Consider the following 20,190-nt stretch of genomic DNA (forward strand, 5'->3'; position numbering starts at 1 on the left):
CAATAATGATAAAGGAACAGCCCTCTGTACATTCCATAACTGGAAACAAAGGGCTGCCTGTAGTTGGTAATATAATTACGCTTGTTTCTGAATAGCCGCCACGATCAAATCGCCCATTTCGGTCGTGCTGATCGCTGTGCTCTTGTCTACAGCAATATCACTTGTGCGGTGTCCTGCGTTCAATACATCCGACACAGCTGCTTCAATGGCATCCGCACCTTCTGCATAACCAAAGGTTGTGCGGAACATCAACGCCAAAGAGAGGATGGTTGCAATCGGATTAGCGAGGCCTTGACCTGCGATATCCGGTGCAGAACCGTGTACCGGCTCATAGAGTCCGAAGCTGCCCTCTCCCAGTGATGCAGATGCGAGCATACCGATGGAACCTGTCAACATCGCTGCTTCATCACTCAAGATATCTCCAAACATGTTTTCCGTTACGATGACATCGAAGCTGGACGGACGACGCAGCAATTGCATCGCGCAGTTGTCCACCAGTACATGCTCCAGTTCAACATCCGGATAATCCGGTGCTACCCGGTTCACGACTTCACGCCAGAGACGGGAAGTTTCCAATACGTTGGCTTTGTCTACTGAAGCCAGCTTTTTGCGACGTCCTTGCGCAATTTCGAATGCCTGACGAACGATCCGCTCCACTTCTGTTACATTATATGCACATGTATCTACTGCCTCTTCGCCCTGTGCACTTTCACGTCTGAATTTCTCACCGAAGTAGATCCCACCTGTCAACTCACGTACCACCATCAGATCTGTACCTTCAAGTACTTCTGGCTTCAGAGTTGAAGCATCCTTAAGGCAATCAAATACGACAGCCGGACGCAGGTTGGAGAACAATCCAAGTGCTTTGCGAATACCCAGCAGGCCTGTTTCCGGACGAAGCTCCTTGCTGTTGTTATCCCATTTTGGACCGCCAACTGCTCCAAGCAGGACTGCGTCTGCACTTTTACATACAGTCAGTGTTTCTTCTGGAAGAGGTGTACCCTTCTCATCAATCGCAATTCCGCCAAACAACGCATGCTCTGTCTCAAAACGATAACCGAATACTTCCTCCGTACGTTTAAGAACTTTCTCAGCCTCAGCTACGACTTCAGGGCCAATTCCGTCACCTGCAATAACTGCAATTTTTTTCACGTCTGCCATTGGGTTGTCCACTCCTTATATTTCATTCATTAATTATTCATAAAGTAACGTCTCATATTAACTCTCTCTTTTGTATCATATTCCAAGGTCATTTGACCAAGATATACAATCTATGACTTTAATAGATTTTACCTATAAGCCAATAGAGATTAGCCTTTCCAAGTTGTTCTGACCTCCCGGCTGGGTTAAAATATAGCTGAATTCAAATCAGGTACGCAGGAGGGATAAGCAACATGCAATATTCGTATTTGGGTAAATCAGGCCTCAAGGTCAGCCGAATCTGTCTCGGTACCATGAATTTCGGGCCTGCTACAGATGAGAAAGAGGCTTTCCGCATTATGGACGCAGCACTCGATGCAGGCGTGAACTTTTTTGATACCGCTAACATCTACGGCTGGGGTGAGAATTCCGGTCTTACCGAAGAAATTATCGGACGCTGGTTCAATCAGGGCGGTGGCAGACGTGAAAAAGTAGTTCTGGCCACCAAAGTCTATGGCTCCATGCATGATAATACAGACGGCCCCAACAACGAAGCCGGCCTCTCTGCATACAAAATCAGACGTCATCTGGAAGGTTCCCTCCGCCGCTTGCAGACGGATCATATCGAGCTGTACCAGATGCACCATGTGGACCCTGCCATATCGTGGAACGAGCTGTGGGGCGCATTCGAGAATGCCGTTCACCAGGGTAAAATCGGTTATGTAGGGTCAAGCAACTTTGCTGCATGGCAGATTGCAATTGCACAAAGCGAAGCCAAGAATCGTCATTTCCTCGGTCTGGTTTCCGAGCAACATAAATATAGTCTCAACTGTCGTTTGCCTGAGTTGGAAGTACTGCCCGCTGCCAAAGAGCTGGGCCTCGGCGTCATTCCATGGAGTCCACTGGATGGTGGATTACTGGGACGTAATGCGCTTCAGAAACTGGAAGGAACACGCAGCGGAGGCATCGCTGGGCGGATCGAGCAACAGCAGACTCAACTCGAAGACTTTGCGGCACTCTGTCGTGATCTCGGTGAACCACAGGATACGGTGGCTTTGGCCTGGGTTGCTGCCAACCCGGCAGTAACTGCCCCGATTATCGGACCGCGTACACTGGAGCAGTTTGAAACCGCACTCAAATGTCTGGATGTGACTCTGGATGAAGCCGTGCTCAAACGTCTGGATGAGATTTTCCCGGGTCCAGGTGGACATGCACCTAATGCATACGCGTGGTAATAGCTTGATAGTGTAAGCCAATTCGAGAGTTAGGCGTGCAACTTGCACTGTGTTTTACTGTCATAATCATATAAATAAAAGGAAAAAGAGTCTGACCCTCCACAGGAGAGTCAGACTCTTTACGTACCTCACTGAACGTAACAAAGTAAGCAGAACGATCTACTAAATCAATTAAATTAAAGATTAATCATTCTAGCAGCATATATGTGTCTCGGCTTATAGTTCAGTTGAATGAAGGGTTCGTGCTTGCTGCACCGGAGCCTACAGATTAACGTTTACACGGTTCGTATATGTCTTGCGCTTCTCAATCAATTGATTCAGACCGTCTACATAGGCACGTGCACTTGCACCCAATATATCTGTGCTTACGCCACGTCCTTGTACCGAAACCTGATTCTGAGTCAGCACAACATGTACTTCACCCAATGCATCCTTACCATGCGTTACCGATTTGATGGAATAGTCAGACAATGTTACGTCTTCTCCACTCACCTGGTCAATCGCATTGTAGATTGCATCTACCGATCCGTTACCCTCTGCTTGCTTCTCAAGCGTCTCCCCGTCAAGCGTTGCAATGCGGACTTTGGCCGTTGGTACCGATTCATCTCCGTACGTTACGAAGATGGATTCCAGTTTATACACCTCAGGTGCATCCTGCAATTTCTCTTCAATTACGGCAAGCAGATCTTCGTCAGTAACTTCTTTTTTCTTATCAGCCAGATCTTTGAACTGGGCGAAAGCCCGATTCAATGCTTCTTCTTCCAGCTCATATCCCAGATCAATCAACCGTTCACGGAAGGCATGACGACCAGAATGTTTACCCAGTACAAGTTTGCTTTCCTTCAGACCGATGGACTCTGGAGTCATAATCTCATACGTTGTTTTTTCCTTCAGCATGCCATCCTGGTGAATGCCGGATTCATGTGCGAAGGCATTTGCCCCAACAATGGCTTTGTTTCCAGGCACAACCATACCTGTCAAACGGCTAACCAAACGACTGGTCCGTGCAATTTCAGACAACTGCAGCGATGTTTTCGCCTGGAAAAATTCCTGACGTGTCTCCAGTGCCATAGCAATTTCCTCGATCGCCGTGTTTCCGGCACGTTCACCAATGCCATTGATCGTACCTTCGATCTGATCGGCTCCGTTGAGAATGGCTGCAAGTGTATTGGCCGTCGCCATACCCAAGTCATTATGGCAGTGGGCACTCAGCTGTACCTTTTCAATACCGTGTACATTCTCCTTGAGATGCTTGAAAATGTTTCCGTATTCATATGGACTAAGGTAGCCGACTGTATCAGGAATATTCACCACGGCTGCACCCTCTTCAACAGCCATATTCACCATTTCTACGAGGAAATCATACTCGGTACGACCTGCATCCTCAAGTGAGAATTCAATCTTCGAGAATGTTTTCTTGGCATAACGAATCGCGGAACGAGCTGTATCCAGTACCTGCGCTTTGTCCATGCGCAATTTATGTTGACGGTGAATAGGTGAAGTTGCCAGGAAAACGTGAATGCACGGGTCCTGTGCACCTTTAAGTGCTTCCTTAACCGCATCAATGTCTTGCTCTCTGGAACGGGACAAGCCAATTACAGTCACATTTTTGACCGCATTTGCTACTGCATTGACAGCTGCCAGGTCACCTGGAGATGCCGCCGGGAAACCCGCTTCCATCCGGTCAATGCCAAGCCGCTCGAGCTGATGGGCAATTTCCACCTTTTCACGAGTGTTCAGATTGACTCCCGGGGATTGCTCTCCATCACGCAGCGTTGTGTCAAATACATAGATTTTACGCACGCTTCGCACCTCCTGTACTTGTTATTATATGTTTCTCTGAACCAGCAATAGCGGCTCACGCATAAGCACGGCCGCTATTCCCAGTTAAAGCTCTAAGTTTACTTGATTACCTTAAAGTGCATGCTCAAGAAGTTAATGCTTACTTCTTGATCCAGTGCATCATCTCACGCAATTGTCCGCCAACCACTTCGATTGGATGTTCAGCTTCGTTACGACGAGTTGCTGTCAAGAATGCACGTCCGGATTGGTTTTCCAGAATGAAGTCGCGTGCGAATTTACCTTGTTGGATATCCGTCAGCACTTCTTTCATTGCTTTCTTCGTATCTTCAGTTACAACGCGAGGTCCAGTTACATAGTCACCGTACTCAGCTGTGTTACTGATGGAATCACGCATGCTTGAAAGTCCGCCTTCATACATCATGTCAACGATCAGCTTCAGTTCGTGCAGACATTCGAAGTATGCCATTTCAGGAGCGTAACCCGCTTCTGTCAATGTTTCGAATCCAGCTTTTACCAATGCACTCACGCCACCACACAGAACAGCTTGCTCACCGAACAGATCTGTTTCTGTTTCTTCACGGAAGGAAGTTTCGATAACCCCTGCGCGTGTACAACCGATACCTTTAGCATAAGCCAAACCGATTTCTTTAGCTTTACCCGTTGCATCTTGCTCAATCGCGATCAGGCCCGGTACACCAAAACCTTCCACATAAGTACGACGTACCATGTGACCAGGGGACTTAGGAGCTACCAGCAATACATCGCTGTTTTTTGGAGCAACGATTTGACCGAAATGAACGTTGAAACCGTGTGAGAAGAGCAATGCAGCGCCTTCTTTCAGGTTTGGTTCGATTTCGTTTTTGTATACAGAAGCTTGAGTTTCGTCTGGTAGCAAGATTTGAACTACATCTGCGCGGCTTGTTGCTTCAGCCGGGGACAGAACTTCAAATCCGTCATTTTTTGCAGTGTCGAAGGATTTACCTTCACGAAGTCCGATGACTACGTTCAATCCACTATCACGAAGGTTTTGAGCTTGGGCGTGGCCCTGGCTACCATAACCGATTACCGCGATCGTTTTTCCTTTCAATACGTTAAGCTCTGCATCCTGTTCATAATAAGTAGTTACTGGCATGTTTATAAGTCCTCCTTTGTATTGTAAAGAACCCTTCATTAATGAGCGGGTGTCTCAAGGGACCGACTCGCTTGGAGTGTCAAAAGCATCTCTGGTCTGATCCGATCCGTTCAGACACCCGCCCATTAATGCGGGAATGTAGCTATATTTTCAAGCGTTACATCACTAAAATGTTAAATTACAACTGTTAAGGGACTGACACTCACATAAGATCAACTGTATATGTTAGCTAACCGTCGTCCCTCTTCATTCATTATAGCTTTATACGTTGCCGCGTACCAATGCAGTTATGCCTGTACGGGACAATTCGCGAATGCCATATGGCTTGAGCAATTCAATCATAGCATCAATTTTGTCCGTATCTCCGACTACCTGCACAATCAGGCTGCCTGGACCAACATCTACAACGGATGCGCGGAATGTTTCTACCACACCCAGAATTTCAGGACGCTCGGAAGGCTCTGCTTTCACTTTGATCAGGGCGAGTTCACGGGCTACCATCGGTTTCAGGCTGAAATCAACCACTTTAATGACATCGATGATTTTGTATAATTGTTTCTCAATCTGCTCCAGCGTTTTATCGTCGCCAATGGTGACAATAACCATCCGGGAGAGTCCTGGTTCTTCCGATTGACCTACGGTAATACTCTCAATGTTAAATCCGCGTCGACCGAACAACCCTGATACACGCTGAAGGACGCCTGGCTGATCGTTTACCAATATTGAAATCGTATGTCTAATCATTCGTCAGCATCCCCCATCAGCATTTGATCAATTGTTGCTCCCTGCGGAACCATTGGATACACATTTTCATCCTTGCGTACTACGAATTCTACAACGACTGGTCCTGGTGTATCCAAAGCTTCCTGCCAAGCACGCGCTGCTTCTTCTTTATTCGTTGCACGCAATCCTTTCACGCCATATGCTTCAGCCAGTTTTACAAAATCCGGACTTCCTGCCAGATCAATGTGGCTGTAACGGTTCTCATAGATGAGTTCCTGCCATTGGCGAACCATTCCAAGGACCTGATTGTTAATGATCACAATTTTTACCGGTATATTGTTAATGGCACAGATTGCAAGTTCTTGGGAACACATCTGCATTCCGCCGTCACCGTTAATGGAGATAACGAGTCTGTCCGGGTTGGCCATCTGAGCACCAATTGCAGAAGGGAATCCAAAGCCCATCGTTCCGAGACCACCCGAAGTTACCCATGAACGTGGTTGATTAAACTTGTAATATTGTGCCGCCCACATCTGATGTTGTCCCACATCCGTAGTCACAATCGCTTCACCTTTGGTTGTATCATTCAACATTTCAACAACCCACTGCGGTTTCAGCACTTCGTCTGAATCCGTATAACTGTATGGCTTCTCTTGTTTCCACTGTTTGATCTGGTCTCTCCATGCATCTGCACGCTCTGCACGTCCAACTTCTTTGTTGGCTATTTCAAGTACGGTCTTCACATCACCAACGATTGGAATATCGGTTGCAATGTTTTTACCAATCTCAGCCGGATCAATATCGATATGAACGATTTTGGCATGTGGAGCGAATCCGTCCAGCTTGCCTGTTACCCGATCATCGAATCGTGCGCCGATATTAATCAGCAGATCCGACTGTTGGATGGCCAGGTTGGATGTGTACGTTCCGTGCATTCCTGGCATCCCTGTCCATAGTTCATGCCCACTTGGGAATGCACCAAGCCCCAGAAGGGTTGTCGTAATCGGAATGCCTGTCTTCTCAACAAACTCGAACAGTTCTTCATGTCCTCCCGAGTATACCACACCGCCACCGGCCAGAATCATTGGACGTTCTGCTTCCTGAATGGCCTGAGCCAAACGGTCAACCTGCAGTTTGTTTGGTACTGTCCGTGGATTGTACCCTCTTAATGTAACAGGTTCAGTACTCGGTTCAAACAAGGTTTTGTTGGCTGAGACATCTTTCGGAATGTCTATCAATACAGGACCTTTACGGCCGGTGTTGGCAATATGGAATGCCTCATGGATGATACTGGACAGATCCTTAACATCTTTTACCAGATAGCTGTGTTTGGTGATCGGCATTGTAATCCCGGTAATATCCGCTTCCTGGAAAGCATCCGAGCCGATCAGGCTGGAATTAACATTTCCCGTAATGACAACCAGCGGCACAGAATCCATATATGCCGTGGCTATTCCAGTAACCAGATTGGTTGCTCCCGGTCCGGAGGTAGCGATACAAACACCAACTTTGCCGCTTGCACGTGCATATCCGTCAGCTGCATGAATTGCACCTTGTTCGTGACGGGTTAAGACGTGTTTGAAATCCTCGAAACCATACATTGCATCGTAAATGTACAACACTGCGCCACCCGGGTAACCAAATACGCAATCCACACCTTCAAGCAACAAGCTTCTCAGCAGAATTTCGGAACCACTAATGACCTCCGGCTTCATCCATTTTTCACGTAATTCATCTGTCGATCGTACTTCTGGAATTTGAGCTCCCATTAGTCATCCTCCTCTCGGAATTTACACCATTCTGACATTTAAAGTTACAAAAAAAACCTTCCATCCCCTGCAAACAAGTTCATGCTTGCGAGGGACGAAAGGTTATCGCTTCCGTGGTACCACCCAACTTTGCCCGAAATTTCGCAATAACGGACCTTACCAGGTACAACAAAACGAATAGCTCAAACGAACATAGTCGTTTCCCATACCTGTTGTCTGTAACGCAGACATACGATTTTCCCTAATACGCTAAAGGAGTGACATCCAGTGCTTTTCAGGAAAACAGCTCCGAGGTGAGCTCGTATATAAGGGATAATGGTGGTGGTTTCAGCAATTCCAGCCACTCTCTGAGCAAAAGAGCCCTTAAAACTTCGTCCTCTTCATAGCCGATGAAATATTCTCGTTAAATGTTAGGAACATTATATGATTCCTCCAACCGATAAGTCAATACCTGTTTTGCATAAAAATTCAGAGAACCTTCCTTCCTCCCTCTTCAGCCTATAAGGTTGCTCTAATCCCAGCGCTTCATTCAGTCACCTTTTATCTTGCTTCGGGCATAGGATATACGAGCAGCACGACTGGTCCTGAAAGGAGGCTCCGCATGGTGATTCGGCAACGCACATCCAAGCTGGATGATGGCGCCATCATGAAGCTGATTGACACTCAACTTGTTCCTTTATCCCATATGAGCGAAAAGGAAATTAATAAAATCCGCAAAGAAATACCCCTGCGAATGAACAGGGGCATGACCTTTGTTGTCTCGCCGGAGCCAGACAAAGCTGCTGTGGCATTCATCCATTTTCTCATGCATGGGGAATTGCTCTATGTCGATATGATGGCCGTTAGTCCGAAAGAACAACGCAAACGTTACGGGCAAACTTTGTTGCTCAAAGCAGAGAGCTTTGCGGTATCTCGGGGTTGTCGAAGATCTAAAGTGATGGTGGATGAGGGCAATACCAAAGGGCTTCAGTTTTATCAAAAAAATGGATACAGCGCGATTCGATACATCATGATAAGCCGCTGCTACGAATTGGAAAAAACATTATAGAATGTCCTAGAAAAATCCTGGTGGACGTGGACCTGGACCATAAGGGCCGAATCCAGGACCAGGTCCATATCCGCCACCAGGTCCTCCAGGTCCATATCCCGGTCCGTAGCCTGGACCATATCCAGGGCCTGGTTTTGGTCCAGGTCCATATCCGGGACCGAAGCCGGGACCACCTCCATAAGCATAAGGCAGTGTGGCAATAGCGAGCAGGTCAAACAATACCAGTGGCAGAATCGCTTTTGTACGTACTTTTTTGCCATTCAAACGCTTGAGTACCAGTTTGTTGCCCGATACTTTCAACAGCTTTCCCGTAACCCGAGTGCCGTCTTTTTTGATTGCAACAATATTTTTGCCTATTAATTTCATCGCTTCATCACGCGTAACTTGTTGTTTCATACTTTCCCCTCCTCCTCGGATCGTTCAAAACAGTGTATTCGTCCATCACTGAATTCGCCTGTTTCTTTGTCCCTACCTGAAAATATGGGTATCTGCACGAGAACCAAGTTAAACGTGAAAAAGCGGCTTGGTGGTGCTCAAGAAAACAAAAAAAGGCCCGCACAAGGCGGACCCTTTTATCAAGCTTTTGGATAGTAAATTGACATATTGCAAGTTTACCTTTTACCCGGGTCATACGCTTCACCGAGTGCAGACGGAGCCGAAGAACGTCCAACCGCTGCAACGAGAACGATGATGGTAAGCAGGTAAGGCAACATAAAAATAATTTCCTGGGGAATACTTTGTGACCATTCAAACAACTGTACATAGTTTCGGATCGCTTGTGAGAATCCAAAGAAGACAGCCGCACCAAAGGCACCAATCGGATTCCACTTACCAAAGATCATAGCTGCAATGGCAATATAACCTTGGCCGGAAACCGTATTGTGTGAGAACGTACCCGTGGTCGTCAACGTAATCGCAGCTCCACCAATGGCCGCAAGCGCACCACTGATCATAACGCCAATATAGCGATAACGAAGCACTTTAACACCAACCGTATCAGCCGCACTTGGATGTTCACCTACAGAACGAAGGCGCAGACCAAATGGCGTTTTGAACATGATGTAATACGTCAGGAATACGAACAGAATGGCCAGATATGTCGTTGGATATACGTTCTTGAAGAAGGCTTCTCCAAGCAAAGGAATGTCTTTCAAGAATGGCACATCAAACTTGCTGAAGCCTTGAACCAACGGTGAATCACCAGAACCTTCAAACAACAGTTTAACCAAGTACAACGTACTTCCTGCTGCCAAAAAGTTAATGACGATACCACTGATAATCTGGTCTGCCTTAAATGTGATAGACGCAACGGCATGAATCAGCGATACCAGTACGCCCAATACAATCGCAAGCAAAACTCCCATCCAGGCCGATGTCGTTCCACCCATGCCCGCTTCTTGAGCATAATGCGCCCCGATTCCAGCTGCAAAGGCACCAAAGACCATAAAACCTTCAAGTCCAAGGTTGGTTACACCTGATTTCTCCGAAAAAATTCCGCCGAGTGATGCAAAAATCAATGCCGTAGCAAAGACAAGCGTCGTATTGATAATTTGCCCAATTGTCAACAAGTCCATCTACAACACCTTCTCTTTCTTACGCTTCGAATAGAACGGTTTGAGTATCCAGCGCACGATGCCTTGTGCCGCAATGAAGAAGATAATCGAACCGATCACAATCCGAATAATCTCAGGCGGAACATCCGCAGCAAAACTCATACCTGCAGATCCGTACGTGAGGGTACCAAACAACACTGCACCCAATAACACCCCAAATGGATGATTCAAACCAATCAGGGCAACCGCTATTCCGTCAAAGCCTGTTCCGGGTGAACCCGACATTACGGTCTGGTAATGGAACACACCAAGAACCTGGAAGGCACCACCAAGACCCGCAAGCATACCACTGATAAACATCGCTTTTACGATATTCCGGTTAACATGCATACCTGCATATTCAGCCGCATTAGGGTTGTAACCTACCGCGCGGATTTCATAACCTTGTTTTGTTTTCCACATATAGATATAAAAGAGCACAGCCATCACAAGGGCAATCAACGTCCCCATGTGTACACGGGAATTGCCCATCAGTTCAGAGAGCCATGTCAAACTAATCGAAGCCGATTCGCTGATATCCACGGAACGATTCTCGCCCTTCAACAGCAAGAATTGGCGAACGATAAGGTTGGCCAGATACAGACCAATCCAGTTCAACATGATACTACTGATAACTTCATTGACCCCACGTGCCGCTTTTAGATAACCAGCAATAGCGGCCCACAGACCACCAAATAATGCACCGGCAATCAAAGCCAGTGGCGCATGAAGGTAGATCGGTAAACCTGCAAATTTAACACCAACAAATGTTGCAGCGGTCATACCGACGAGAAATTGACCTTCTCCCCCAATGTTAAACAACCCTGCACGTGATGCAAATGCAAATGCAAGTCCAGTCATAATTAGTGGTGTCATTTCCCGTACTGCTTCACCAAAGTTGTACATGTCGCCAAATACCTTGGTGAACAATGCACCATAAGCTTCAACCGGATTGTAACCACCGATCAGCATGACAACTCCACCGAGAATAAGACCCATAATAATAGCTACTACAGGCAAAATAAATGAATCTCGGGTAAACCATTTCAATACGTTATTCATGCGCAGTACCTCTCTTTTGGGTGCTGCCCGCCATCATCAAGCCGAGCTCCCTGTCATTGGTTTCTTCCGGCAGCACCTCGCCAACGATCTGGCCTTCATAAATAACAGCAATTCGGTCAGATACATTGATAATCTCATCAAGCTCAAATGAAATCAGCAGAACAGCCTTCCCTTGGTCGCGCTGTGCAATCAGTTGCTTTTGCACGAACTCAATAGCCCCTACATCCAAACCACGTGTTGGTTGCGCAGCGATAAGCAGTTCAGGGTTTTTATCTACCTCACGGGCGATAATGGCCTTTTGCTGGTTTCCTCCGGACAAGGACCGAGCTTTGGTCTCGATGCTTGGTGTACGCACGTCAAATGCCTCAACAAGCCGCTTCGCCTGCTGTTTGATGGCATCGAAGTTAAGGAACCCTTTACGGGTGTATGGTGCTTTATAATACGATTCCAGAACGATATTTTCACTCACTGAAAAATCAAGTACAAGTCCGTGTTTATGTCGATCTTCCGGAATGTGGGCTACACCCGACTCCGAGATATGGCGCGGAGAATGATTGGACAGCTCCTTGCCCTCCAAAAGAATCGAACCGCTCTCTACTTTACGAAGTCCGGTAAGGGCTTCAATCAGTTCACTTTGACCGTTACCATCCACGCCTGCGATTCCGACAATCTCTCCTGCACGTACGTTCAGGTTAAGTTGGTTCAGAACCGAAATACCTTCTTTATTCTTGGCCGTTAATTTACTGACTTCGAGCACATTGGCTCCAGGTGTAGCCGGTTTTTTGTCCACTTTGAATGTGACATTCCGCCCCACCATTTTCTCTGCCAGCTCATTCGGATTCGTTTCCGAAGTTTTGACCGAATCAATCACTTTACCCCGACGGATAATCGTTACCGTATCGGAGATTTCCATGATTTCTTTCAGTTTGTGCGTGATCAGAATAATGGACTTTCCTTCAGCTACAAGCTTCTTCATGATGATCATCAGTTCTTTGATCTCTTGAGGAGTCAATACAGCTGTAGGCTCGTCAAAAATCAGGATGTCTGCACCGCGATACAACGTTTTAACAATCTCTACACGTTGCTGCATTCCGACAGAAATATCATGAATTTTGGCATGAGGATTCACCTTCAGTCCATACTGTTCGGAAAGACGCTGAACTTCAGCGGCTGCTTTTTTATAGTTAATATTGAGACCCTTCGTTGGTTCAGATCCCAAAATAATGTTCTCTGTTACCGTGAACGGCTGTACAAGTTTAAAGTGCTGATGCACCATGCCTATGCCAAGATCGATCGCTCGGTTAGGGCTGTCGATGATGACAGGCTTGCCATTCACTTCAATGGAACCTTCATCTGGCTGATAGAGACCAAATACAATATTCATCAACGTTGACTTACCAGCGCCGTTTTCGCCCAGTAGCGCATGGATCTCGCCTTTACGAAGCTGAAGGCTGATGGCGTCGTTGGCAACAATGCCTGGGAAACGCTTCGTAATTTGTTTTAACTCAACGACGGGGGTTGCTGCACCCATGTAATCACCCTTATAACTGATATAGTGTGGTTCCGCAAACGTAAAAAAAAACGTCTATCGACGTACTTTCAAAGAAGACAGACCGCGCTTAGCTGAAGTTTTTCTTGCGATAATCGAATGGTTCAGCTCATTAAGAACATATCAATTCCATTATCTTAAGAAAAGCTCCTACCGAAGCGTTGGTGCACAGTGACCTTGTACAATTGTTATGATGACTTGATCAAATGTTCCTGTTCTTGCAATCATAAGGCCGGTCAAGACCGGCCCCAATGATTAATTCATTTGTGACTAAGATCAAAATTACTCCGTAGGAACTTTGATTTCGCCGCTGATGATTTTTTCTTTGTACTCTTCCACTTTTGCAAGTGTATCAGCAGGTACATTGGCAGTAGAGGTATCAGCAATACCTACGCCGTTTTCTTTCAAAGTCAGGTTCTCGGAACCGCCAGCGAATGTACCATCAACTACTTCTTTGTTAACGCGCTTAACTGCTTCGTCAACTTTTTTGATCATGGAAGTCAAAGTGATCTCATCGCCAAACTCAAGAGATTGGTCTTTGTCTACACCGATAACCCATACATCTTGACCTTGTTTCTTACGAGCAATTGCTTCGTTAAACACACCGTTACCTGTTGCGCCAGAAGCGTGGAAGATAATATCTACGCCTTCATTGTAAAGTGTTGCTGCTGCTGCTTTACCCAAGTCAGGTTTATCAAATGCACCTGTGTAGTTAGAAATGAATTGAGCATCAGGGTTAACTGCTTTAACGCCTTCTCTGAATCCTACTTCAAACTTCTTGATCAGTGGGCTTTCCATACCGCCTACAAAACCAATTTTGTTGGATTTTGTTGTCAGACCAGCCACAACACCAACCAGGTAAGATCCTTCTTCTTCAGCAAATGTTACGGATTTAACGTTAGGAGCATCAACAACGCTGTCGATGATCGCGAGTTTAGCATCAGGGTTTTGCTCAGCTACAGTTTTGATTGCATCAGCCAATTGGAAACCGATACCCCAAGTCAGGTCATATCCACCTTTAACGAATTCGTTCAGGTTAGGAATATACTCTTCATCGGATTTACTTTGCAGGTATTTAACAGCAGTACCTGTTTCTGTTTCAGTCGCTTGCAGAGCTTCCCAAGCGGATTGGTTAAAGGATTTGTCATTAACTCCACCTACGTCAGTAACCATACCGATTTTGAGGTCGGATTTCGCTTCAGTGGATGTGCCACCTGTATCTCCTCCGGCATTTGTTTCTTCTTTCGGTTTGCTACCGCAACCTGCGAGCATAACCGATACCGCCAGCAACATTACCAAAGACAAGCTGAGCATCTTTTTCATTTCTCTTTTTCCCCCTTAATGATATATCCCTCATTCCAATCCAGCCTACAATTGAACGGTTAACAGATAGCAGGAATGACTTTTATGCAGAATGTATGGTTTCTTCGACATTAAAAGCGCATTCTCACCCTTGAAGCATCCTATCATCTGTCGAAAAACCGAACATTATGACATGGAGAGAAAAATCTAGGACTAGCCTACTAGAGGTGATTATACAATCAACCAGTGTTAAAATCCAGATGTTTCATCACCAAATATCACATATTTTTGTTCTTTTTTTATTGAAAACGCTTAATAATTTAGCGATTTAACACACTAACGTTACAACGATGTGATGTTATATAACAAAAACATATCGCGAACTTTAGTGATGAGAGGGATTTACCTGTTTTTATTTGTATTATTTCACCGTTCGTATTTTATGTATTTCCATGGAACGTTATTCACCAGTTATCTGGTTTCATTGTTCCCTTTCAGACTACAGCCTATTCGCTCTACTCATTCAGAGATTCATCTTCGAATTTCTTCCAATCCGTAAAAAAAGCCGCCATATAGGTACGGCGGCTTGTATTATACAATTTAAGCGTTGATTTTGCCTTTAGCTACAGTAGCCAATGAGTTGAACGCATTGATGTCGTTAACGGCCAGATCAGCCAACATTTTGCGGTTCATGTCTACTCCAGCAAGTTTCAAACCATGGATCAATTTGTTGTAAGACAAACCATTCATACGTGCTGCAGCATTGATACGAACGATCCACAGTCTGCGGAAGTTACGTTTCGTGTTGCGACGGTCACGGTATGCGTATACCAGGGATTTCATTACTTGCTCGTTAGCTGTTTTAAAAATACGGTGTTTGGAACCGAAATAACCTCTTGCCAGTTTCAAAACCTTTTTATGACGACGACGTACTACAAAACCGCCTTTTACTCTTGCCATATTAAAGAACCTCCCAAATAAATATAAATGTATCCGTGGTATGTGTACGGCCGTAGCCGATCCCCCATACGGAATGTACTAATTAGAATTAGCCTTTCAAGTTAGCCAAACCTTGTTTCAAACGTCTAACATCCCCGGCAGCCATAACTGGGTTACCGTTCAGAACGCGCTTAGCACGTTTGGATTTGTGGGAAAGCAAGTGGTTTTTGTGAGCTTTGTAACGAAGGACCTTACCGGAACCGGTAATTTTGAAGCGTCCTTTCAAACTGCTGTGTGTTTTCATTTTAGGCATTTTGTGTTTCCTCCTCCAATGTTATCAGGCTTTAGGAGCCAAGATCATGATCATACTGCGGCCTTCCAATTTTGGTTGACGTTCAACAGTACAAAGTTCTGCAACTTCTACCTTAACGCGCTCCAAAATCCGTTGACCAATCGCGGCATGTGCAATTTCACGTCCGCGATAACGAACAGAACATTTCACTTTGTCGCCTTCGTTCAAAAACTTAACTACATTACGAAGCTTCGTTTGATAATCGTGCTCCTCAATATTGGAACGGAACCATACTTCTTTAATATCAACAATTTTTTGGTTCTTACGGGCTTCTTTATCTTTCTTTTGTTGCTCATAGCGGAATTTGCCATAGTCCATAATACGACACACCGGCGGTTTAGCCTGTGGTGCCACATTGACCAGATCCAAATTCAGGTCAATCGCCATTTGCAGTGCTTCGCGAATGGGCGTAATCCCAATTTGTTCTCCTTCAGCTCCGACAAGGCGTACTTCCTTCGCCCGAATCTCATCATTAATCATGTGATCTTTACTAATAATCGTCCACCTCCAGGTCATTTTGAATATCCAGTTAAACAAAAAATAAAAGGGATGCCGGTTAAGCTACCGACATCCCTGTAATCAACACAATTCTTCATGAGTATACACTTCATAAATTATTGGGATCGTTGACCAGCCAACATGTTCGTTGATCAGGTGAGAAGTCGGACTTCTGCTTGTGATTCCATTTCTATTCGTTTTAAGGCACTTGAATACTATATCACCCACAAAACACATTGTCAACATTCTACACAACTTTTTTTTCGCAAATTATACATTTGTGATATCAGATGTCAACAAGGTATCGCATACAAGTTCCTTACCCTTGTTTGCTTTGCACCTCATCCAACCGTACAACACGTGTATGTTGAGTGTGGCTCCACTGTTTGTTGTTCTGCGTAAAGAAAGCGTAGAACGTAATCGGGTACCAAGACAGCAGGTAGATCGGGAACAAAATCAGATATAGATAAACTTTGGCAAAGGTAACCTTCTCCAGCGCCATGGACAACAGGAACGTCAGAATGTTCAAACCAATAGCCATGAACCCAACCCATAACGGGAAGTACCCATAAATATTAGCAATGTGCGGACCACTGAATATAGCCATGTCTACCCACATCACAGCCGTCATCAGGAACGTAAGCAACACCACATAGACATTGGCTCCATAGATAGCAAGGTCAAATTTCACCAGGCTTCTTTCCTTAATGGACTGCCAGAGCAGTGGGAAGAAGTATCTACGCGCAACTGTAAAGTGACCTTGCATCCAGCGCAGACGTTGTCTCGCTGAAGCTTTGAATGTTAATGGCTTCTCATCAAATACTTTGGCGTCATAGTTGAAAACAGGATACACATTACGTTGCACACTACGCATCGTAAACTCCAGATCCTCAACCAGACTTGTTGCGCCCCAACCAATTTCCTTCAACAGGTTGGTCTCAAAGCACATTCCGGTTCCTCCGAGGAAATTCGCCATATTCAAGTTATGACGAGACAACTGCCACAGACGGTTGATGTACCAGTAAGATACTCCGTAAGCTGCAGTAATCCAGGAATCCTCCGGATTTTTCGTATCAATGTATCCTTGGATAACACGCGAACCATTGTTCAAGTCATCATTCATCTCAAGCAAGAAGTTACGGTCAACCAGGTTATCCGCGTCAAACATAACAACTGCGTCATACTGACGTGGCAATTTCCACAGGTACTTAAGCATCCATTCGATGGCGTACCCTTTACCTCTTAAATCGGCATTAGTACGTACACATGCGTTTAATCCATGTTCTCTGACAATTTGAGCCGTTCCATCCGTACAGTTGTCACAGATGACAAACACATCGTACAGATCTTTCGGATAATCAAGTTGTTTCAAGTTCTCCATCAAGGCACCAATGACTTGTTCCTCATTGTGTGCTGCGACGAGTACAGCGAATGATTTTGTCGCCGGATAATGTTTCTTTTTCTTTTTCTTAATAAGACCGAACAGCGAAAACGTGAATTGGTACACGGCTAGCAGTGCCAGAATGACCTGCATCGTGACGAATATAGCGTCCAACATCGTTCTCTGTTACCCCCTTTTTTTCAAAACCCAGTTTACTCAAGCATTTCTCTTCCTGATTCTGCAATTTATTTTTTTTTGATCTGCAGAATATGACCCTGTTCTTTTGTGTACTACGTGATTATATCAGGCAATGTTTCAAAGCTTGGTTGCTATCAGTTGGCTGCTTTATCGATTCTGTATCCTTTTCAGTCATTTGTCAAAACCCCAATTCCACTTTCTGAAGCAGAAATGTGATCTTTAAACGCTGAATAGACACTTCGTGATACCACAACCTCGCATTCATGCCTGTTATATCTTATTTTCAGCCGTTTACTTGATTTTTATTTCTAAAGTCCCTGCTTTTTTCATCAGCATGTTATTCTTCGTCAGAGGCTCTATAACAAATAACGCAAACAGACCTCAAAAAGTTTGAAACAGAACTCACTTTTTTTTACCTCATTTCAGCCATGTTGAATCATTGTATCTTTTTTGGCTGACCGAAGTCAAAAAGTTAAGATGGGTATATATCCACTCTTTAACATGAATTTCACTTTCTTTACATGGGTTCTTCTTGAAAAGGACAACATTTAAAAATATGATAAACATATACCTGAAATAACCTCAAGTTCATGAAAAACGGTTATATACTAATCAGGACGAAACCGGATGCAGAAAATCACCGGAAATAATGCCGCCATTACGGGCGGCCTGACTGGCAGGAGGCCAATATGAGCCGTTTATTCTTAAAGTTTCAAGATTATGATCGAAATGTTTTTATGTGGATCAACGGCCGACTTCATAATCGTTTTATGAATTTTTGGCTGTATTATTTCACCCATCTGGGTGGAGCAACTTCATCTATTGCAATATCCTTGTTAATCTGGCTGCTTGCTCCAGCTCCATGGAGCACAACAGGACTCCAGGCATGTATCGCCCTTGCGGTCAGCCACATCCCTGTAGCCATCGCGAAAAAATTGTATCCCCGCATTCGACCTTATCTGGCCTTGCCGGATACAATTACGTTCCGTAATCCCCTGACGGATCACTCGTTTCCTTCAGGGCACACAACTGCCATTTTTTCGGTCACAGTTCCCTTTATGACCACTGATCCGATCTTATTGCTAATATTGTTGCCTGTGGCCCTTATTGTCGGATTCTCTCGAATTTATCTGGGATTACACTATCCTTCCGATGTTCTGGCGGGTGCCACAATAGGTACTTTAGTCGCACTTGCAACAGTTGCATTCTGGTCTTAAAGCCGATATGTTAGACTCAGAAAAACCTAGCAGGAACAGGTGAAGCAAGCGTGGAGAAAAAAAGAGTATTACTATTATCTGAAGGCTTTGGTACGGGTCATACTCAAGCCGCCTATGCACTGTCCAGCAATTTGCGAAAGCTCTCGCCAGACGTGCAGACAAAAGTGCTTGAACTGGGAAGTTTCTTAAATCCCAAGGTTGCACCTCTGATTATAACAGCATACAAAAAAACGGTTACCAATCAACCCAAACTTGTCGGATACGTATACAGACACCAATATAAAAAATCATTGAACAGGCTGACAACACTGGCACTGCATAAGCTGTTCTATACACATACACGCAGCGTTGTGCGCCAGTTACGTCCCGATGCGATCGTCTGTACACATCCGATTCCAAGTGCTGTCATATCCAGACTGAAACGTCTGGGTGTACAGGTTCCCCTATGCACAGTCATCACCGACTATGATGCACATGGGACGTGGATTAACCATGAAGTAGACCTTTATCTGGTTTCATCAGATGAGGTTAAGTCCAAACTAATGCAACGCGGCGTTCCTACAGACAACATTCGAGTCACGGGCATTCCGGTGCATCCAAATTTCTGGGAGCATCCCGGGCGAGAAGAGATTCGAAGCAGATTCAACCTCAAGAACATGCCTACTGTACTGGTGATGGGCGGCGGTTGGGGAATGCTCAACGACAAGCTGGTCCATCCGTTGCTGACACGCTGGCATGAAGATATTCAGATCATTTTTTGTCTGGGTCGCAATGATAAAGCACGGATCAGCATGGAACAGAACCCCATGTATCGCAAAGAAAACATTCACATTATGGGGTACACCAACGAAGTGGACAAATTGATGGAAGTATCCGACCTGCTGATCACCAAACCTGGGGGAATGACATGCAGCGAAGGCTTGGCCAAAGGAATTCCAATGTTGTTCCACAACCCTATACCTGGTCAGGAAGAAGAAAACGTCCATTATTTTACGGCAAGAGGGTTGGGAGAACCCATAACTTCGCTTGACGTAGTGGTCAAATGGATGAACAAGCTGTTGCATCACTACCCGGATGTTGTACGTAAACGCAAACGTCATCTGGCGGAAATCGCCAAGGTTCATCCGATGCAGAGCGCTCAAAGTATTATCGATCTGCTGGAGGACGTTCGTCCTTCATCCGCAGAAGAGGCCCGTTTATGAATTTATCCCATTAGGATGTCGCTTCCCGCATTCTTCGTCAATCATGCC

18 protein-coding genes are annotated in these 20,190 nt (G+C 45.3%); 4 read left to right on the forward strand and 14 right to left on the reverse strand.

The annotated features are described in order from the left end of the window. Positions 1 to 75 precede the first annotated feature (75 nt). Positions 76 to 1,161, reverse strand: coding sequence for a 3-isopropylmalate dehydrogenase (leuB, locus tag QF041_RS11775; protein WP_133384120.1), 1,086 nt, complete (start codon positions 1,159 to 1,161; stop codon positions 76 to 78). Between the two features lie 233 nt (positions 1,162 to 1,394). On the opposite strand from leuB, the gene QF041_RS11780 reads away from it, so the two are divergent. Continuing rightward, entirely contained in the window at positions 1,395 to 2,375 is a 981-nt protein-coding gene (locus QF041_RS11780) for an aldo/keto reductase (RefSeq protein WP_307414259.1), read from the forward strand. Between the two features lie 261 nt (positions 2,376 to 2,636). On the opposite strand, the gene QF041_RS11785 is transcribed toward QF041_RS11780, so the two are convergent. From QF041_RS11785 to ilvB, 4 genes are all read right to left on the reverse strand, one after another. Further along, positions 2,637 to 4,178, reverse strand: a complete 1,542-nt coding sequence (locus QF041_RS11785; RefSeq protein WP_307414261.1) for a 2-isopropylmalate synthase — start codon at positions 4,176 to 4,178, stop codon at positions 2,637 to 2,639. Between the two features lie 139 nt (positions 4,179 to 4,317). Continuing rightward, positions 4,318 to 5,310, reverse strand: coding sequence for a ketol-acid reductoisomerase (ilvC, locus tag QF041_RS11790; protein ID WP_036669754.1), 993 nt, complete (start codon positions 5,308 to 5,310; stop codon positions 4,318 to 4,320). A gap of 261 nt (positions 5,311 to 5,571) precedes the next feature. Then, positions 5,572 to 6,054, reverse strand: coding sequence for an acetolactate synthase small subunit (gene ilvN, locus QF041_RS11795; protein ID WP_024628317.1), 483 nt, complete (start codon positions 6,052 to 6,054; stop codon positions 5,572 to 5,574). Beyond that, on the reverse strand, positions 6,051 to 7,802 hold the full coding sequence (gene ilvB / locus QF041_RS11800; protein WP_036610160.1) for a biosynthetic-type acetolactate synthase large subunit: 1,752 nt from the start codon (positions 7,800 to 7,802) through the stop codon (positions 6,051 to 6,053). The genes ilvN and ilvB overlap by 4 nt, the downstream gene beginning before the upstream one ends. Positions 7,803 to 8,406: 604 nt before the next feature. Here ilvB and QF041_RS11805 point away from each other — a divergent pair. After that, on the forward strand, positions 8,407 to 8,850 hold the full coding sequence (locus QF041_RS11805; RefSeq protein WP_036611020.1) for a GNAT family N-acetyltransferase: 444 nt from the start codon (positions 8,407 to 8,409) through the stop codon (positions 8,848 to 8,850). A 6-nt stretch (positions 8,851 to 8,856) separates the two neighbouring features. On the opposite strand, the gene QF041_RS11810 is transcribed toward QF041_RS11805, so the two are convergent. The 9 genes from QF041_RS11810 to QF041_RS11850 all read right to left on the reverse strand — a co-directional run bounded on the left by QF041_RS11810 (position 8,857) and on the right by QF041_RS11850 (position 17,702). After that, complete coding sequence (locus QF041_RS11810) at positions 8,857 to 9,246, reverse strand: hypothetical protein (protein ID WP_047842246.1); 390 nt, start codon at positions 9,244 to 9,246, stop codon at positions 8,857 to 8,859. A 215-nt stretch (positions 9,247 to 9,461) separates the two neighbouring features. After that, positions 9,462 to 10,424 (reverse strand): ABC transporter permease, encoded by a 963-nt coding sequence (locus tag QF041_RS11815; protein WP_062833426.1) that lies wholly within the window; start codon positions 10,422 to 10,424, stop codon positions 9,462 to 9,464. After that, positions 10,425 to 11,504 carry an ABC transporter permease gene (locus tag QF041_RS11820; protein ID WP_307414267.1) on the reverse strand — a complete coding sequence of 360 codons (1,080 nt, stop codon included), beginning with the start codon at positions 11,502 to 11,504 and terminating at the stop codon, positions 10,425 to 10,427. After that, positions 11,497 to 13,035, reverse strand: coding sequence for an ABC transporter ATP-binding protein (locus tag QF041_RS11825; protein WP_036610171.1), 1,539 nt, complete (start codon positions 13,033 to 13,035; stop codon positions 11,497 to 11,499). The genes QF041_RS11820 and QF041_RS11825 overlap by 8 nt, the downstream gene beginning before the upstream one ends. A gap of 300 nt (positions 13,036 to 13,335) precedes the next feature. Continuing rightward, positions 13,336 to 14,376 (reverse strand): BMP family lipoprotein, encoded by a 1,041-nt coding sequence (locus QF041_RS11830; protein WP_307414270.1) that lies wholly within the window; start codon positions 14,374 to 14,376, stop codon positions 13,336 to 13,338. Between the two features lie 579 nt (positions 14,377 to 14,955). Beyond that, positions 14,956 to 15,315, reverse strand: a complete 360-nt coding sequence (gene rplT / locus QF041_RS11835) for a 50S ribosomal protein L20 (protein ID WP_017689664.1) — start codon at positions 15,313 to 15,315, stop codon at positions 14,956 to 14,958. An 88-nt stretch (positions 15,316 to 15,403) separates the two neighbouring features. Beyond that, positions 15,404 to 15,607: a 50S ribosomal protein L35 gene (rpmI, locus tag QF041_RS11840; RefSeq protein WP_017689665.1), complete on the reverse strand. Its 204-nt coding sequence runs from the start codon at positions 15,605 to 15,607 to the stop codon at positions 15,404 to 15,406. A 24-nt stretch (positions 15,608 to 15,631) separates the two neighbouring features. After that, positions 15,632 to 16,126, reverse strand: a complete 495-nt coding sequence (gene infC / locus QF041_RS11845; RefSeq protein WP_017689666.1) for a translation initiation factor IF-3 — start codon at positions 16,124 to 16,126, stop codon at positions 15,632 to 15,634. Positions 16,127 to 16,463: 337 nt separating this feature from the next. Beyond that, the gene (locus QF041_RS11850) at positions 16,464 to 17,702 is read right to left on the reverse strand and encodes a glycosyltransferase family 2 protein (RefSeq protein ID WP_307414273.1); all 1,239 of its coding nucleotides are present in this window, start codon (positions 17,700 to 17,702) and stop codon (positions 16,464 to 16,466) included. A gap of 710 nt (positions 17,703 to 18,412) precedes the next feature. Between QF041_RS11850 and QF041_RS11855 the strand changes: the two genes are divergently transcribed. Further along, positions 18,413 to 18,940, forward strand: a complete 528-nt coding sequence (locus tag QF041_RS11855; protein WP_017689668.1) for a phosphatase PAP2 family protein — start codon at positions 18,413 to 18,415, stop codon at positions 18,938 to 18,940. A 50-nt stretch (positions 18,941 to 18,990) separates the two neighbouring features. After that, positions 18,991 to 20,142 carry an MGDG synthase family glycosyltransferase gene (locus tag QF041_RS11860; protein WP_307414276.1) on the forward strand — a complete coding sequence of 384 codons (1,152 nt, stop codon included), beginning with the start codon at positions 18,991 to 18,993 and terminating at the stop codon, positions 20,140 to 20,142. Positions 20,143 to 20,190: the final 48 nt, after the last annotated feature.

The organism is Paenibacillus sp. W2I17, assembly GCF_030815985.1.
GTDB lineage: Bacteria > Bacillota > Bacilli > Paenibacillales > Paenibacillaceae > Paenibacillus.

Bases quoted from the DNA above. Each gene is read 5' to 3' on its own strand.
- QF041_RS11815 (WP_062833426.1), bottom strand. From the start codon at position 10,424: ATGGACTTGTTGACAATTGGGCAAATTATCAATACGACGCTTGTCTTT.
- QF041_RS11850 (WP_307414273.1), bottom strand. From the start codon at position 17,702: ATGTTGGACGCTATATTCGTCACGATGCAGGTCATTCTGGCACTGCTA.
- QF041_RS11780 (WP_307414259.1), top strand. From the start codon at position 1,395: ATGCAATATTCGTATTTGGGTAAATCAGGCCTCAAGGTCAGCCGAATC.
- ilvN (WP_024628317.1), bottom strand. From the start codon at position 6,054: ATGATTAGACATACGATTTCAATATTGGTAAACGATCAGCCAGGCGTC.
- infC (WP_017689666.1), bottom strand. From the start codon at position 16,126: ATGATTAATGATGAGATTCGGGCGAAGGAAGTACGCCTTGTCGGAGCT.
- leuB (WP_133384120.1), bottom strand. From the start codon at position 1,161: ATGGCAGACGTGAAAAAAATTGCAGTTATTGCAGGTGACGGAATTGGC.
- rplT (WP_017689664.1), bottom strand. From the start codon at position 15,315: ATGGCAAGAGTAAAAGGCGGTTTTGTAGTACGTCGTCGTCATAAAAAG.
- ilvC (WP_036669754.1), bottom strand. From the start codon at position 5,310: ATGCCAGTAACTACTTATTATGAACAGGATGCAGAGCTTAACGTATTG.
- QF041_RS11810 (WP_047842246.1), bottom strand. From the start codon at position 9,246: ATGAAACAACAAGTTACGCGTGATGAAGCGATGAAATTAATAGGCAAA.
- QF041_RS11820 (WP_307414267.1), bottom strand. From the start codon at position 11,504: ATGAATAACGTATTGAAATGGTTTACCCGAGATTCATTTATTTTGCCT.
- QF041_RS11830 (WP_307414270.1), bottom strand. From the start codon at position 14,376: ATGAAAAAGATGCTCAGCTTGTCTTTGGTAATGTTGCTGGCGGTATCG.
- QF041_RS11855 (WP_017689668.1), top strand. From the start codon at position 18,413: ATGAGCCGTTTATTCTTAAAGTTTCAAGATTATGATCGAAATGTTTTT.
- rpmI (WP_017689665.1), bottom strand. From the start codon at position 15,607: ATGCCTAAAATGAAAACACACAGCAGTTTGAAAGGACGCTTCAAAATT.
- ilvB (WP_036610160.1), bottom strand. From the start codon at position 7,802: ATGGGAGCTCAAATTCCAGAAGTACGATCGACAGATGAATTACGTGAA.
- QF041_RS11825 (WP_036610171.1), bottom strand. From the start codon at position 13,035: ATGGGTGCAGCAACCCCCGTCGTTGAGTTAAAACAAATTACGAAGCGT.